Raw genomic sequence first — 16,098 nt, forward strand, 5'->3', positions numbered from 1 at the left:
GTACGGCCGCCCTCTCCTCACTCGACTTGCACAGCGCCGTGTAATTGCACGACCATGTGCAATGTACGGCGATGCACACCACTGTGCAAATCGATGGGACGGGGCCCTGGGCGCAGGAGCGGCGGAGCACCGCGCGGGGCGTGCAGAATGACAGCCATGACCACGGGTAGTGCCAGCCGCGCGGACGCGAACCGCCGCCGCATCCTCGACGTCGCGCTCGCCGAGCTGCTGCGCGACCCCGACGCCTCCATGGACCAGATCGCACGGGCCGCCGGCGTCGTACGGCGCACCGTGTACGGACACTTCCCGAGCCGCGAGGTGCTCGTCAGCACCCTGACCGACGGCGCCGTGGAGGCGGTGGCCGCCGCGCACGCGGCGGGCCGGGAGGGGGTCGAGGACCCGGCGGAGTCGCTGATCCGCTCGACGCTCGCGGTCTGGGAGATCGCCGACCGTTACCGGCTGCTGGTCGCGCTGGCCCAGCGCAGCGTCACCGTGCAGGGCATCCGCGAACGGCTCACCCCGGTGCGCGAGGCTTGCGCGCAGGTGCTCAGACACGGCCTGGAACAGGGCGTGTTCGAGTCCCCGCTGCCGGCCCCGGCCCTGGCCTACGTGCACGAGCAGATGCTGTTCGCGCTGATGGAGGCGGTCAACGACGGCCTGCTCGCCGCGGAGGAGGCGGGCCGCTCCGCCGCGGTCACCATGCTGACCACCGCGGGCGTACCCGCCTCCCGCGCCACCGCTCTGGTGGCGAAGCTGAGCGACGCGCACGAGACGGGCGGGGCACACGAGACGGGCGGGGTGCACAAGGCAGGCGAGGTGCACAAGGCAGGCGAGGCGGGCTGAACGGGAACGAGAACCCGTGAACAGGAACGGCGTCACGCGCACGGGTCGACACCGCGCGAACAGCGGCGAGGCAGCCCGAGGGCTGCCTCGCCGACACGCCGAGCGGCCGGGTCTACGGGGGGAAGGACCCGGCCGCTCGGCGGTCGGAGGGCGCCGGCCCCGTCCGGGGGACGCCCTGTCAGGAGGAGCGTCCCGTGGGGAGGAGGCGCCCCGTCCTGGGGAAGCGGGCGCCGGCGCGTACGACGGACGGTGGTGTCAGGCCTTGGCCAGCTCTTTGTCGCCGCCCTGCTCGGGCAGTTCGGCGGAGGCGTCCGCGTCCTCGCCCGCGTCGTCCAGCAGCGTCCGTTCGTCGAACGGCAGCTCACCGGCGAGCACCCGGGTCACCCGCTCCTTGTCGACCTCGCCGGTCCAGGTGCCGATGAGCAGGGTGGCCACCGCGTTGCCCGCGAAGTTGGTGACGGCGCGCGCCTCGCTCATGAAGCGGTCGATCCCGATGATCAGACCGACGCCGTCGACCAGCGCCGGCTTGTGCGACTGCAGACCGCTGGCCAGTACGGCGATACCGGAACCGGAGACACCCGCCGCGCCCTTCGAGGCGACCATCATGAAGAGCAGCAGCCCGATCTGCTGGCCGATGCTCATCGGCTGGTCCATCGTGTCGGCGATGAACAGCGAGGCCATGGTCAGGTAGATCATCGTGCCGTCGAGGTTGAAGGAGTAGCCGGTCGGCACGGTGATGCCGACGACCGGGCGGCTGACGCCCAGGTGCTCCATCTTCGCGATCAGCCGCGGCAGCGCGGACTCGGAGGACGAGGTGGAGACGATCAGCAGGAACTCCCGGCCCAGGTACTTCAGCAGCTGGAAGACGTTGATCCCGGCCACCAGTTTCGTCAGCGTGCCGAGCACGATCACGACGAACAGGGCGCAGGTGATGTAGAAGCCCAGCATGATCGTGCCCAGCGCCTTCAGCGCGTCCATGCCGGTCTCGCCGATGACGGCCGCCATCGCTCCGAAGGCACCGACGGGCGCGGCCCACATGATCATGCCGAGGATGCGGAAGACCAGCTTCTGGATGTGCTCGACGCCGCGCAGCACGGGCCGGCCCGCCCGGCCCATGGCCTGCAGCGCGAAGCCCACGAGCAGCGCGATCAGCAGCGTCTGGAGGACCTGGCCCTCGGTGAAGGCCGAGACGAAGGTGGTCGGGATGATCCCGAGGAGGAAGTCGACCGGCCCCTCCGCGGCGGCTTCCGCCTGCGTGTGCCCGACGCCCTTCACGGCCTCGGTCAGGTGCATTCCGCTGCCCGGGTGGATGATGTTGCCGACCACCAGGCCGATGGCGAGGGCCACGAACGACATGCAGATGAAGTAGCCGAGCGCGAGGCCGCCGACCTTGCCCACCTTGGCGGCCTTGCGTACCGAACCGACCCCGAGCACGATCGTGCAGAAGATGATCGGCGAGATCATCATCTTGATCAGGGCGACGAAGCCCGTGCCGATCGGCTTGAGCTCCTTGGCGAAGTCCGGCGCGGCGAACCCGACGCCGATTCCGAGGGCGACCGCGATGATCACCGCGATGTAGAGGTAGTGGGTGCGGTCCCGCTTGGCGGCGGGTGCGGCAGGTGCCGTTGGGGTGCTGGCCACGGCTGCCCTCCTTGACGACGTCGTCGGCATCATCCGGCGTGCGGCTCACGTCCGGGGAATCGGGAGACACGCCTTCCGGGAGAACCGGGGGGCGTGGGCCCGGGGGATGCGGTGACTATCTCCTGGTGTGTGAGGGCGGTCACCCTTCCGTTCATTTAGTTCACGCTTACCGGGCGAGGCAGACTGACGCCATGCGCCTCCCCCGCGTCCCGACACCCCGCAGCCTGGCCGGCCAGCTCTTCGCCATGCAGGCCGTGCTCATCGCGGTGCTCGTCGCCGGATACGCGCTGTTCACCTACGTCAGTGACCGCAGCCAGGCCGAGGAGGCGGCGGGCCGCCAGGCGATGGCCGTGGCCCGTTCGGTCGCCGACGCCCCCTCGGTCCGCGACGCGATCCGCACCACGGACCCGACGGAGCCCCTCCAGCCGTACGCCCTCCAGGTGCAGCGGGACACCGGCGTGGACTTCGTGACGATCATGAACCCGCGGGGCATCCGCTGGACCCACCCCGACGAGACGCTGATAGGGCGGCACTTCCTCGGGCACATCGGCCCCGCCCTGCGCGGCAAGTCCTTCACCGAGACCTACACGGGCACCCTCGGTCCGTCCGTACGCGCCGTCACCCCGGTCCTGGACAACGGCCACCTCGTCGGTCTGGTCAGCGCGGGCATCAAGGTGGAGGCGATCACCAAACGCGTCCAGGACCAGGTGACCGCCCTGATCGGCGTCGCGGGCGGCGCCCTCGCCCTCGGCGGCATCGGCACCTACGTCATCAACGCCCGGCTGCGCCGCTCCACGCACGGCATGAACGCGGCCGAGCTGAGCCGTATGCACGACTACCACCAGGCCGCGCTGCACGCCGTGCGCGAGGGCCTGCTGATGCTGGACGGGCAGTACCGGGTGGCGCTGATGAACGACGGCGGACGGGAACTGCTGGGCGTGGACGACGAGGCGGTCGGCCGCTCCGTGGCCGAACTCGGCCTGCCCGCGCCCCTGACCGGCGCGCTGCTGTCGGCGGAGCCCCGGGTGGACGAGGTGCACCTCACGGCGTCCCGCGTGCTGGTCGTCAACACCTCCCCGGTCACCGGCGGCGAGCGCCGCGGCACGGTCGTCACCCTGCGCGATGTCACCGAACTCCAGGCGCTGACGGGGGAACTCGACTCCGAGCGCGGCTTCACCCAGGCCCTGCGCTCGCAGGCCCACGAGGCCGCGAACCGTCTCCACACGGTGGTCTCGCTGATCGAGCTGGGCCGCGCCGACGAGGCCGTCGACTTCGCCACCGCCGAACTGGAACTGGCCCAGACACTCACCGACGAGGTGATCTCGGCGGTCAGCGAACCGGTCCTCGCCGCTCTGCTGCTGGGCAAGGCGGCCCAGGCCAACGAGCGGGGCGTGGAGCTGGTGATCTCGGAGCAGAGCGGCATCGACGACGGTCTGCTGCCGGCCGGCCTGCCGGCCCGGGACCTGGTGACGGTCCTCGGCAACCTGATCGACAACGCGGTGGACGCGGCACAGGGCACCGTACGGGCGCGGGTGACCGTCACGGCCTTCACGGACGGCTCGGGCCTGCTGCTGCGGGTCGCCGACACGGGTGCCGGGGTGGATCCGGCCCACGCGGAGGCGGTCTTCCGGCGCGGCTGGTCGACGAAACCGGCGGGGCCCGCCGGCCGCGGGCTGGGCCTCGCCCTCGTACGCCAGGCGGTGAACCGTCACGACGGCACCCTGACGGTGACCGAAGCGGCGGGGGGCGGCGCGGAGTTCGAGGTACGGCTGCCCCTGCCCCCGGCGGCCGTCGGCGCGCCCGAGTCCGGGGTCACCGTCCCGCGGAACCCCGCTCCCGAGCCCGTCCAGCACGCCCTGCCCGGAGGCGACGCATGACCGACCACCAGCCCATCCGTGTCCTCGTCGTCGAGGACGACCCGGTGGCCGCCGACGCGCACGTCATGTACGTCGGGCGGGTCCCCGGCTTCACCGCGGTCGGCAAGGCCCGCACCGGTGCCGAGGCGCGCCGCGCCCTGGACCGCACCCCGGTGGACCTGCTGCTCCTCGATCTGCACCTGCCCGACGTGCACGGTCTGCAGCTCGCCCGCTCGCTGCGCGCCGCAGGCCACCACGCGGACGTGATCGCGGTGACCTCCGCGCGGGACCTCGCGGTCGTCAGGGAGGGGGTCTCGCTCGGGGTCGTCCAGTACGTCCTGAAGCCCTTCACCTTCGCCACCCTGCGCGACCGTCTCGTCCGGTACGCCGAGTTCCGCGCGGCGGCGGGTGAGGCGACCGGCCAGGACGAGGTGGACCGCGCGCTGGCCACGCTGCGCGCCCCGGGCCCGGCGGCGCTGCCGAAGGGACTGAGCGCGCCGACCCTGGAGCGCGTGACGCGCACCCTGCGGGACTGCGCGGACGGTCTCACGGCGGCCGGTGTCGCCGAGGTGGTGGGCATCTCGCGGATCACGGCCCGGCGCTATCTGGAGCACCTGGTGGACGCGGGACGCGCGGCCCGCGCTCCGCAGTACGGGCAGGTCGGGCGACCCGAGTTGCAGTACCGGTGGGTGAAGGGATAGTTCCGTATGCGGTCTTCAACTGGGTTTTTCCTGGGGCGGGTTCGGTCCCAAGGCGGTGCAAGGTCATTGACCTGGACTAGTCCACGCTCTTAGGTTCACCGGGCAGACAACCCGGCCACCGACGACGTCGGCCAGTAGGAGGTCGTGCCCGTGCGCCCTACCGCCACCCCACTTCTCCTCGCCACTCTGCTCACCGCGACCGCGCTCAGCGCCTGCGGATCGGGCTCCGGAAGCAGTCCGGACACCGTCAGAATCTCCTTCAAGCAGTCCACGGACAACTCGATCCGCGTCATGGACACCTATCTGGGCCAGATGAAGAAGGAGTTCGAGAAGGCGAACCCCGGCAAGAAGGTGGAGCTCGTCCCGATCAAGGCGCCCGACTCCGAGTACTACACCAAGCTCCAGCAGATGCTGAGGTCGCCCAAGACGGCTCCCGACCTGGTCTACGAGGACACCTTCCTCATCAACTCCGATATCACCAGCGGGTACTTGAAGCCTCTGGACGCCTATCTCGACAAGTGGCCGGACTGGAACCAGTTCATCGACACGGCGAAGTCCGCGGCCAGGGCGCAGGACGGGAAGACGTACGGCGTCCCGGACGGCACGGACACCCGCGGACTCTGGTTCGACAAGGGCGTCTTCCAGAAGGCGGGGCTGCCGGCCGACTGGCAGCCGAAGAACTGGGACGACGTGCTGAGCGCGGCCCGCACGATCAAGCGGAAGGTCCCGGGCGTCGTCCCGCTCAACGTCTACACGGGCAAGCCCGCGGGCGAGGCCGCCACCATGCAGGGCTTCGAGATGCTGCTCTACGGCACGGGCGACGGGAAGACCGACCCGATGTACGACGCGGGATCGAAGAAGTGGATCACGGGCAGCCAGGCCTTCAAGGACGCGCTCACCTTCGTGGAGACGGTCTACAAGGAGAAGCTGGGCCCCGACGTCTCGGACGCGCTGGACCCGAACTACGGCACCACCGTCCGCGGTGAGCTGCTGCCCAAGGGCAAGATCGGCATCGACCTGGACGGCAGCTGGCTCCCGCAGGACTGGCAGCAGGGCGCGGGACACGAGTGGCCCGAGTGGTCGCAGAAGCTCGGCCTCGCCTACATGCCGACCCAGCACGGCCAGGCGCCCGGCAAGGTGAGCATGTCGGGAGGCTGGACCTGGGCGATCCCGTCCAAGGCCGGCAACCCCGACCTCGCCTTCAAGTTCGTCGAGACGATGCAGACGAAGGCGAACGCGCAGAAGTGGTACATCGCCAACTCCGGTATCGCGGTGCGCAAGGACGTGGCGTCCGACCCGGCGTACATCCAGGCGCAGCCCGGCATCAAGTTCTTCACGGACCTGGTCGCGAGCACGCACTACCGCCCGGCGTATCCGGCCTATCCCAAGGTCTCCACCGCCGTCCAGGAGGCCATGGAGGGCGTGACGACCGGCGACAGCTCGGTGGACAAGGCGGCGAGCGGCTACGACGAGGAGCTGAAGACGGCCACCGACGGCCAGGTGGTCGGCAAGTGAGCGTGGGAACACGGGCGGCACCCGCCGCCCCGGTCGCCGTGCCGGCGGTGTCGTCGCGGCGGCCGGGGCGTCCCCGCCTCCTCGCCCGTGCGCTGCCCCTGGCGCCGGCCGTGGTCCTGCTGCTCCTCTTCCTGGCGGGGCCGATCGCCTACTGCGCGTACATCGCCTTCACCGACCTCCAGTTGACGGGCCAGGCACACTCCTCCTTCGTCGGCTTCGAGAACTTCCGGGCGGCGTTCAAGGACGAGGCATTCCTGAACGCGGTATGGCTGACACTGGTGTTCACGGTGCTGTCGTCGCTCGTCGGCCAGAACACGCTCGGGCTGGCGCTGGCCGCCCTGATGCAGCGGGCGTCCAAGCCGGTCCGGACGCTGGTGGGCGGGATCGTGATCACGGCGTGGGTGCTGCCGGAGGTGGTCGCGGGCTTCCTGCTGTACGCGTTCTTCCGGCGCGAGGGCACCCTGAACGCGATCCTGGACTGGCTGCATCTCCCCACCCAGAACTGGCTGTTCACCCTGCCGATCCTCGCGGTGTCGTTCGCCAACGTATGGCGGGGCACGGCCTTCTCGATGCTGGTCTACTCGGCGGCGCTGAACGAGATCCCGAAGGAGATCACGGAGGCGGCGGAGGTGGACGGGGCGGGCGGCTGGCGGCGGATGTGGCACATCACGCTCCCGATGATCCGCCGGTCGATCGGCACGAACCTGATGCTCAACACCCTCCAGACCCTCTCGGTGTTCGGGCTGATCTGGGTGATGACGCGGGGCGGCCCGGGCAACAGGAGCCAGACGCTTCCCCTGTTCATGTACGAGCAGGCGTTCCAGAAGAGCATGATCGGATACGGGACGGCGGTCGCGTTGCTGCTGCTGGTGGTCGGGGCGCTGTTCTCCGTGGTCTACATGCGGCTCCTGCGGACGGAGGTCTGAGATGGCACTGCTGACGGGGGCCACGCTCAGGTCCCGCCGGGTGGGGAGGCGGCTGGCGGCGGACGCGGGGCTCCTCTTCGTGGCCGCGGCGTTCGTGCTGCCGCTGGCCTGGGTGGTGCTGTCTTCGCTGGACGCGCACGCGGATCTGCGGGTACGGGTCCCGGACGGCCTCACGCTGGACAACTTCGACGCGGTGCTGAAGCCGGACATCACCTTCACACCGCTGCTGAACAGCCTGGTCCTGTGCGGCGGGGGGACCGCGCTGACCGTGGTGTGCGCGGCTCTGGCGGCGTACCCGCTCTCACGGTTCCGCTCGCGTCTCAACCGCCCGTTCCTGCTGACCATCCTCTTCGCGACCTGCCTGCCGATCACGGCGATCATGGTTCCGGTGTACGCGCTGTTCGTGCGGGTGAACCTCATCGACACCGTGCAGGGCACCATCTTCTTCTTCGCCGCCTCCCAACTCCCCTTCGCCATATGGCTGATGAAGAACTTCATGGACGGGGTGCCGAGGGAGCTGGAGGAGGCGGCGTGGACGGACGGCGCGTCGTCGCTGCAGTCCCTGGTGCGGATCGTGCTGCCGCTGATGGGCCCCGGGGTGGCGGTCGTGACGGTCTTCTCGTTCGTGATGATGTGGGGGAACTTCTTCGTCCCCTTCATGCTGCTGCTGACACCGGACCAGATGCCCGCGTCGGTGAGCATCAACGACTTCTTCGGCAACCGGGGGACGGTGGTCTACGGGCAGCTGGCGGCGTTCTCGGTCATCTACTCGACGCCGGTGATCCTCCTGTACGTGCTGGTGGCGCGGCGGCTGGGAGGAGGGTTCGCGCTGGGCGGAGCAGTCAAGGGCTGAGGAACCGTATGTTCCTACAATCTGTGATTGTGGCCGGACAGAGTGTAGTCAGCGCTGCCCCTACCCCATATTTTGTGCGCGTGCAGCGACCGCAGGCCCAACAGCCCACACCGCCCTTCAACGCTCAGGCCGCCCGCAGACTGAGGACGGCACTCGGCATGAGGCCCGAGCACGTCGCCTACGGGATGAGAGCCTCGTACGGGATGCCGTACGTCACACCCGATCTCGTCGCCGCCTGGGAACTCGGGACGACCGCACCGAGCGGCCCCGAACTCACCGCGCTCGCGGGAGTGCTGTGGTGCTCGCCGGGAGAGATCATCGGCGCGCCGCGGACTCTGCGCGAACACCGCGTCGCGCGCGGCCTCGCGCAGGAGGACGTGGCCCGCGCCGTCGGACTGGACCTTCCCGCCTACCAGAAGATGGAGGAGACCGACGAGTGGCGCGGCAACGAGCGCCAGTCCACCGCCCTCGCCGACGTGCTCGAACTGTCCCTGCGGGACTTCGTCACCGTGACGGGGCGCGACGGCAGGCTCGCCGAGCTGCTGCACGGCGCGGTGACGACACGCTGGCAGGCGTACTCCCGCCCGGTGGGGAAGATGATCCCGCTGGACCGGCGCCTCCTGGAGGACGTCCTCCAGGAGCTGTTCCAGGAGTACCAGGGGCAGATGACCGCCGCCCTGAGCTGGGCGGCGGGCACGGCCGCGGCGGAGGCCGACGACCTGGGCCAGGACTTCCTCGACCGGATCGTCGACCACTTCTGGTCGACGGTCCAGAGAGCCGCGTACTGAGCCCTCCGGGATGCGCCCGGACCGACCGCGGCGCCGGAGGACCGGCGCGTCGCACCGACGGCCGGACCTTCGCGCCACGTCCACGTCCGGCTACCGGCTACCGGCTACCGGCTACCGGCTACCGGCTACCGGCTACCGGCTACCGGCTACCGGCTACCGGCTACCGGCTACCGGCTACCGGCTACCGGCTACCGGCTACCGGCCGGATTATCGAGAGCACGGGTGGTCACGGCTCGGCAGGTCACGGTTCAGCCGGTCACGGTTCAGCCGGTCACCGATCCGTCCGTCACGGCTCGACGGGTCCCGGGCGGTCCCGGCCCGCCACCGCTCGGCAGGACGCCGTTCAGCCGTCCAGCGCTCGACGCGTCACGCCTCGACGGGCCGCCACTCAACCGGTCACCCCTCGGCCGGACCGAGCCGCACCCGGACGTGCTCGGACGTGGTCGGACGTGCCGGGACGTGCTCGACCCGAAGCCGCCGGGGCCCCTGCTGCCGCGCCCGGGGAATCCGGGCCGGGAAGACGCCGGCTCCCCGCCGGCAGGCGCCCGCTAGAAGACCGACTCCGCCTCGTCCATCCGGTCCTTCGGGACCGTCTTCAGCTCCGTGACGGCCTCCGCGAGCGGCACCATGACCACATCGGTGCCGCGCAGCGCCGTCATCCGGCCGAAGTCACCCCGGTGGGCGGCCTCCACCGCGTGCCACCCGAACCGGGTCGCCAGGACCCGGTCGTACGCGGTCGGGGTACCGCCCCGCTGCACATGGCCGAGAATGACCGGCTTGGACTCCTTGCCGAGGCGCCGCTCCAGCTCGTACGCCAGCGCCGTACCGATGCCCTGGAAGCGTTCGTGGCCGAACTGGTCGATCGCGCCGTGGCCGTAGTCCATGCTGCCCTCGACGGGGTGGGCGCCCTCTGCCACACAGATGACGGCGAACTTCTTGCCGCGGGCGAAGCGCTCCTCGACCATCGCGACGACGTCGGCCGGGTCGAAGGGGCGCTCCGGCAGGCAGATGCCGTGGGCACCGGCGGCCATGCCGGACTCCAGGGCGATCCAGCCCGCGTGCCGGCCCATGACCTCGACGACCATCACGCGCTGGTGGGACTCGGCGGTCGTCTTCAGGCGGTCCATGGCCTCCGTGGCCACGCCCACCGCCGTGTCGAAGCCGAAGGTGCGGTCCGTCGACGAGATGTCGTTGTCGATCGTCTTCGGGACGCCGACCACCGGCAGGCCCGCGTCCGACAGCATCCGCGCCGCCGTCAGCGTGCCCTCGCCGCCGATCGGGATCAGCACGTCGATACCGAACTCGCGCGCCATGTCCTGCGCGTTCTCGCAGGCCTCACGGAGCCGGTCGCGCTGCAGCCGCGAGGAGCCGAGGATGGTGCCGCCGAGGGCGAGGATGCCACCGACGTCGTTCAGGTCGAGGGAGCGGTAGCGGCCGTCGAGCAGCCCCGCGTAACCGTCCTCGAATCCGATGACCTCGTCCCCGAAGGTGGTGACCGCTCGGTGCACGACCGACCGGATCACTGCGTTCAGGCCCGGGCAGTCGCCGCCTGCGGTGAGAACTCCGATACGCATCGTGCTGTGTCTCCTGCTCGCTGGTGGTTCGTGTGAGCCGGTCCGATTGTTTCATGACCCCAGGACCGACGCCGATTCCGCCCGAAGCCCCCCGGCACGGCGCCCCGGGTGACATTCTCGACCCGTTCCCGGTCGAGCCACGTCAAGCCGCTGTCAGGCTCGGTCAGGCCTCCGCCAGACCTCCGTCAGACCTCTGTCACACCTCGCCGGCAAGGTCGCCCTGATGGGCGCCTTATCCACCCGCGGGGGTATTGTCAAGAGGATGCCGCCCACCCCGGTGGGCCATTTCCCGAGCCCGAAAACGGCACACGCGCCGCGAGACCCCGACAGAACACCTCACGTCACCGAACACCCCACGCCATGGATGGAGAGCACGCGTGACCCGCAGTGTCTACGTGACCGGGATCGACCGCGGCGACGGCCGCCAGGTGGTCGAGCTGGGCGTCATGGAGCTCCTGACCCGCCAGGTCGACCGGGTCGGTGTCTTCCGCCCGCTCGTCCACGACGGCCCCGACCGGCTCTTCGAACTGCTGCGCGCCCGCTACCGGCTCGCCCAGGACCCGGCGACCGTCTACGGCATGGACTACCACGAGGCGTCCGCGCTCCAGGCCGAGCAGGGCACGGACGAACTGGTCTCCACCCTCGTCGACCGCTTCCACCTGGTCGCACGCGACTACGACGTCGTCCTCGTCCTGGGCACCGACTACGCCGACACCCAGTTCCCGGACGAGCTGTCGCTGAACGCGCGGCTGGCGAACGAGTTCGGCGCCTCCGTGATCCCCGTCGTCGGCGGCCGCGGCCAGACCGCCGAGTCCGTGCGCGCCGAGACACGCAACGCGTACCGCGCCTACGACGGCCTCGGCTGCGACGTCCTCGCCATGATCGTGAACCGGGTGGCCCCGGCCGACCGCGCCGGACTCGGCGAGCGGCTCGACTCCCGCCTCCCGGTGCCGTGTTACGTCCTCCCGGACGAGCCGGCGCTCTCCGCGCCCACCCTCGCCCAGATCACCCACGCCCTCGACGGCAAGGTGCTCCTCGGCGACGAGGCGGGACTCGCCCGTGACGCGCTCGACTTCGTCTTCGGCGGCGCCATGCTGCCGAACTTCCTCAACGCCCTGACCCCGGGCTGTCTGGTGGTCACCCCCGGCGACCGCGCCGACCTGGTCGTCGGCGCGCTCGCCGCGCACAGCGCGGGCACCCCGCCCATAGCCGGGGTCCTGCTCACCCTGAACGAGCGCCCCAGCGACGAGGTCCTCACGCTCGCCGCCCGCCTCGCCCCCGGCACCCCGGTGATCTCGGTCGCCGGGACCTCCTTCCCCACGGCGGCCGAACTCTTCTCCCTGGAGGGGAAGCTGAACGCCGCCACGCCCCGCAAGGCGGAGACCGCTCTCGGCCTCTTCGAGCAGTACGTGGACACCGCCGACCTCCTCAGCCGTGTCTCGGCCCCGAGCAGCGACCGCGTGACCCCGATGATGTTCGAGCACAAGCTCCTCGAACAGGCCCGCTCCGACCGGCGGCGGGTGGTGCTTCCCGAGGGGACCGAGACACGTGTCCTGCACGCGGCGGAGGTGCTGCTGCGCCGGCGCGTGTGCGACCTGACGCTGCTCGGGCCGGAGGACCAGATCCGCAAGAAGGCCGCCGATCTCGGCATCGACCTGGCCGGCTGCCGTCTCATCGACCCGGCGACCTCCGAGCTGCGCGGCCGCTTCGCCGAGAGGTACGCCGCGCTGCGCGCCCACCGTGGCGTCACCGTCGAGCTGGCGTACGACGTCGTCGCGGACGTGAACTACTTCGGGACGCTGATGGTCGAGGAGGGGCTGGCCGACGGCATGGTGTCCGGCTCCGTGCACTCCACCGCCGCCACCATCCGGCCCGCCTTCGAGATCATCAGGACCAGGGCGGACACGAAGATCGTCTCCTCGGTCTTCTTCATGTGCCTCGCCGACAAGGTCCTCGTCTACGGCGACTGCGCCGTGAACCCCGACCCGAACGCCGAGCAGCTGTGCGACATCGCCATCCAGTCGGCGGCCACCGCCGAACGGTTCGGTGTCGAGCCGCGGATCGCGATGCTGTCCTACTCGACCGGCACGTCCGGTTCGGGCGCCGACGTCGACAAGGTGCGCGAGGCCACGGATCTGGTACGGCTGCGGCGCGACGACCTGAAGATCGAGGGGCCGATCCAGTACGACGCCGCCGTCGAACCCTCCGTCGCGGCGACCAAGCTGCCGGACTCCGACGTCGCCGGACAGGCGTCCGTGCTCATCTTCCCGGACCTCAACACCGGCAACAACACCTACAAGGCCGTGCAGCGCTCGGCCGGCGCGATCGCGGTCGGCCCGGTCCTCCAGGGCCTGCGCAAGCCCGTCAACGACCTCTCCCGCGGCGCGCTCGTGCAGGACATCGTCAACACGGTCGCCATCACGGCGATCCAGGCCCAGACTCCGGGCGACGGATGACCGCCGCACCGCGCCGCCCGGCCCGGTCCGCGGGCACCGGCCCCGGACCGGCCGCCGGCCCCGGCAACGGCCGCGGACCCGAACCCGAACCCGACCCAGAAGGCATCCCCGCAGTGACCGCCACCCGTGTCCTCGTCCTCAACTCCGGCTCCTCGTCGCTGAAGTACCAGCTCCTCGACATGCGCGACAGCAGCCGCCTCGCCACGGGCCTCGTCGAACGCATCGGCGAGCGGACGTCCCGCCTGAAGCACACGGCGCTCACCACGGGCGCGACCCGGGAGACGACCGGCCCCGTCACCGACCACGCCGCCGCGCTCAAGGCCGTGGCCGAGGAGCTCGGCCGGGACGGGCTCGGGCTCGACTCCCCCGAGCTGGCCGCGATCGGCCACCGGGTCGTGCACGGCGGGAGTTCCTTCACCGAACCGGCGATCGTCGACGACGCCGTGCTCGCGGAGATCGAGCGACTGGTCCCGCTCGCGCCGCTGCACAACCCGGCGAACCTGACGGGTATCCGTACGGCCCGTTCGCTGCGCCCCGACCTTCCCCAGGTCGCCGTCTTCGACACCGCCTTCCACACCACCATGCCGGAGTCGGCCGCGCGCTACGCGATCGACGTGAGCACCGCCGACGAGTACCGCATCCGGCGCTACGGCTTCCACGGCACCTCGCACGCCTATGTGTCCCGGGAGACCGCGAAGCTCCTCGGCAAGGCGCCCCAGGACGTGAACGTCATCGTGCTGCACCTCGGCAACGGGGCCTCCGCGTCCGCCGTGCGCGGCGGCCGTTGCGTGGACACCTCCATGGGGCTCACGCCGCTGGAGGGACTCGTCATGGGGACCCGGTCCGGCGACGTGGATCCCGCGGTCATCCTCCATTTGGCGCGCGTTGGCGGGATGTCCACGGACGAGACCGACACTTTGCTCAACAAGAAGAGCGGCCTGATCGGTCTGTGCGGCGACAACGACATGCGGGAGATCCGACGCCGTGTCGACGAGGGTGACGAGCAGGCGCGGCTCGCCTTCGACATCTACATCCACCGCCTGAAGAAGTACATCGGTGCCTATTACGCGGTACTGGGCCGGGTGGACGCGATCGCCTTCACCGCGGGGGTCGGCGAGAACGCCGCCGCGGTGCGCGAGGCCGCGCTCGCCGGTCTGGAGGAACTCGGCCTGGCGGTCGACGCGGGCCTGAACGCGGCTCGAGGGGACGGAGCCAGAATCGTCTCCCCCGAGGGCGCACGGGTCACGGTCGCCGTGGTGCCGACCGACGAGGAACTGGAGATCGCCACGCAGACCTACGCACTCGTGGGCGCGTCCCACGACCTCACCTGAGCGGCATCGCGCCCCTTTGTATCTTCCGCCAGACGGAATATTCCGTAGCGAAACAAACCGATAGGATCGCCCCATGCGCCGTTCGAAAATCGTCTGTACTCTCGGCCCCGCGGTCGACTCCCACGAGCAGCTCGTCGCGCTGATCGAAGCCGGCATGAACGTGGCCCGCTTCAACTTCAGCCACGGCTCGCACGCCGAGCACCAGGGCCGCTACGACCGCGTCCGGGCCGCCTCGGCCGAGACCGGCAGGGCGATCGGTGTCCTCGCCGACCTGCAGGGCCCGAAGATCCGTCTGGAGACCTTCGCCGAGGGACCCGTCGAGCTGGTGCGCGGTGACGAGTTCACCATCACCACCGAGGACGTGCCCGGCGACAAGCAGATCTGCGGCACGACCTACAAGGGCCTGCCGGGCGACGTCTCCAAGGGCGACCAGATCCTCATCAACGACGGCAACGTCGAGCTGAAGGTCGTCGAGGTCGAGGGTCCCCGGGTCAAGACGGTCGTCATCGAGGGCGGCGTGATCTCGGACCACAAGGGCATCAACCTCCCCGGCACCGCCGTGAACGTGCCGGCGCTGTCCGAGAAGGACGTCGAGGACCTGCGTTTCGCCCTGCGGATGGGCTGCGACATGGTCGCCCTCTCCTTCGTGCGCGACGCCGACGACGTGAACGACGTCCACAAGGTGATGGACGAGGAGGGCCGCCGCGTCCCCGTCATCGCCAAGGTGGAGAAGCCGCAGGCGGTCGCGAACATGGACGCCGTCGTCGCGGCGTTCGACGCCGTCATGGTGGCCCGTGGCGACCTGGCCGTCGAGTACCCGCTGGAGAAGGTCCCGATGGTGCAGAAGCGCCTCGTGGAACTCTGCCGCCGCAACGCCAAGCCGGTGATCGTCGCGACCCAGATGATGGAGTCGATGATCACCAACTCGCGCCCGACCCGCGCCGAGGCCTCCGACGTGGCCAACGCGATCCTCGACGGCGCCGACGCGGTCATGCTGTCCGCCGAGTCGTCCGTGGGCGCGTACCCGATCGAGACGGTCAAGACGATGTCGAAGATCGTCGTGGCGGCGGAGGAGGAGCTGCTCTCCAAGGGACTGCAGCCCCTGGTCCCCGGCAAGAAGCCGCGCACGCAGGGCGGTTCGGTCGCCCGCGCCGCCTGCGAGATCGCCGACTTCCTCGGCGGCAGGGGCCTGGTCGCCTTCACCAAGTCCGGTGACACCGCGCGCCGGCTGTCGCGCTACCGCGCGTCGCAGCCGATCCTGGCCTTCACCACGGACGAGGGCACCCGCAACCAGCTGACGCTGAGCTGGGGCGTCGAGTCCCACGTGGTGCCGTTCGTCAACAGCACGGACGAGATGGTCGACCTGGTCGACCATGAGCTGCAGAAGCTCAAGCGGTTCAACGACGGCGACGTCGTCGTCATGACCGCGGGTTCGCCCCCCGGCGTGCCCGGCACCACCAACATGGTCCGGGTGCACCACCTGGGCGAGAGCGGCCGCACCGCCTGATCCGCGGCCGCGGTCCCCGTACGCCACCGAGGGCGCCCCCTGCGACAGGGGGCGCCCTCGGTGTGTTGCGGCTCCCGGACGGGTTCGTGGGCGGGTCCGAGGACCCG

12 protein-coding genes are annotated in these 16,098 nt (G+C 70.5%); 10 read left to right on the forward strand and 2 right to left on the reverse strand.

All coding sequences use genetic code 11. From position 1 onward, the window contains the following. Positions 1 to 147: 147 nt before the first annotated feature. Positions 148 to 843 carry a TetR/AcrR family transcriptional regulator gene (locus tag GFH48_RS13600; protein WP_153288527.1) on the forward strand — a complete coding sequence of 232 codons (696 nt, stop codon included), beginning with the start codon at positions 148 to 150 and terminating at the stop codon, positions 841 to 843. A 255-nt stretch (positions 844 to 1,098) separates the two neighbouring features. On the opposite strand, the gene GFH48_RS13605 is transcribed toward GFH48_RS13600, so the two are convergent. Next, positions 1,099 to 2,517, reverse strand: a complete 1,419-nt coding sequence (locus GFH48_RS13605) for a cation:dicarboxylate symporter family transporter (protein ID WP_153288528.1) — start codon at positions 2,515 to 2,517, stop codon at positions 1,099 to 1,101. Positions 2,518 to 2,675: 158 nt separating this feature from the next. Here GFH48_RS13605 and GFH48_RS13610 point away from each other — a divergent pair, with 158 nt between their 5' ends. From GFH48_RS13610 to GFH48_RS13635, 6 genes are all read left to right on the forward strand, one after another. Further along, on the forward strand, positions 2,676 to 4,361 hold the full coding sequence (locus GFH48_RS13610) for a sensor histidine kinase (RefSeq protein ID WP_153288529.1): 1,686 nt from the start codon (positions 2,676 to 2,678) through the stop codon (positions 4,359 to 4,361). Continuing rightward, complete coding sequence (locus tag GFH48_RS13615) at positions 4,358 to 5,041, forward strand: response regulator (RefSeq protein WP_153288530.1); 684 nt, start codon at positions 4,358 to 4,360, stop codon at positions 5,039 to 5,041. The genes GFH48_RS13610 and GFH48_RS13615 overlap by 4 nt, the downstream gene beginning before the upstream one ends. A 150-nt stretch (positions 5,042 to 5,191) precedes the next feature. Then, the gene (locus GFH48_RS13620) at positions 5,192 to 6,556 is read left to right on the forward strand and encodes an extracellular solute-binding protein (protein ID WP_407698627.1); all 1,365 of its coding nucleotides are present in this window, start codon (positions 5,192 to 5,194) and stop codon (positions 6,554 to 6,556) included. Positions 6,557 to 6,594: 38 nt separating this feature from the next. After that, on the forward strand, positions 6,595 to 7,482 hold the full coding sequence (locus tag GFH48_RS13625; protein ID WP_228121323.1) for a carbohydrate ABC transporter permease: 888 nt from the start codon (positions 6,595 to 6,597) through the stop codon (positions 7,480 to 7,482). Between the two features lies 1 nt (position 7,483). Continuing rightward, on the forward strand, positions 7,484 to 8,335 hold the full coding sequence (locus GFH48_RS13630) for a carbohydrate ABC transporter permease (RefSeq protein WP_153288532.1): 852 nt from the start codon (positions 7,484 to 7,486) through the stop codon (positions 8,333 to 8,335). Between the two features lie 74 nt (positions 8,336 to 8,409). Next, on the forward strand, positions 8,410 to 9,123 hold the full coding sequence (locus tag GFH48_RS13635) for a helix-turn-helix domain-containing protein (RefSeq protein WP_153288533.1): 714 nt from the start codon (positions 8,410 to 8,412) through the stop codon (positions 9,121 to 9,123). Between the two features lie 548 nt (positions 9,124 to 9,671). Here the strand turns inward: GFH48_RS13635 and GFH48_RS13640 are convergent. Beyond that, entirely contained in the window at positions 9,672 to 10,697 is a 1,026-nt protein-coding gene (locus GFH48_RS13640) for an ATP-dependent 6-phosphofructokinase (RefSeq protein ID WP_153288534.1), read from the reverse strand. Between the two features lie 377 nt (positions 10,698 to 11,074). Here GFH48_RS13640 and pta point away from each other — a divergent pair, with 377 nt between their 5' ends. The 3 genes from pta to pyk all read left to right on the forward strand — a co-directional run bounded on the left by pta (position 11,075) and on the right by pyk (position 15,991). After that, positions 11,075 to 13,153, forward strand: coding sequence for a phosphate acetyltransferase (gene pta, locus GFH48_RS13645; protein WP_153288535.1), 2,079 nt, complete (start codon positions 11,075 to 11,077; stop codon positions 13,151 to 13,153). Between the two features lie 113 nt (positions 13,154 to 13,266). Further along, entirely contained in the window at positions 13,267 to 14,484 is a 1,218-nt protein-coding gene (locus GFH48_RS13650) for an acetate kinase (protein ID WP_153288536.1), read from the forward strand. Between the two features lie 73 nt (positions 14,485 to 14,557). Next, a complete protein-coding gene (gene pyk, locus GFH48_RS13655; protein ID WP_153288537.1) occupies positions 14,558 to 15,991 on the forward strand; it encodes a pyruvate kinase in 1,434 nt (477 codons plus the stop codon). The last annotated feature ends 107 nt before the right edge of the window (positions 15,992 to 16,098 follow it).

Origin of the sequence: Streptomyces fagopyri (assembly GCF_009498275.1) — a bacterium.
GTDB classification, from domain to species: domain Bacteria; phylum Actinomycetota; class Actinomycetes; order Streptomycetales; family Streptomycetaceae; genus Streptomyces; species Streptomyces fagopyri.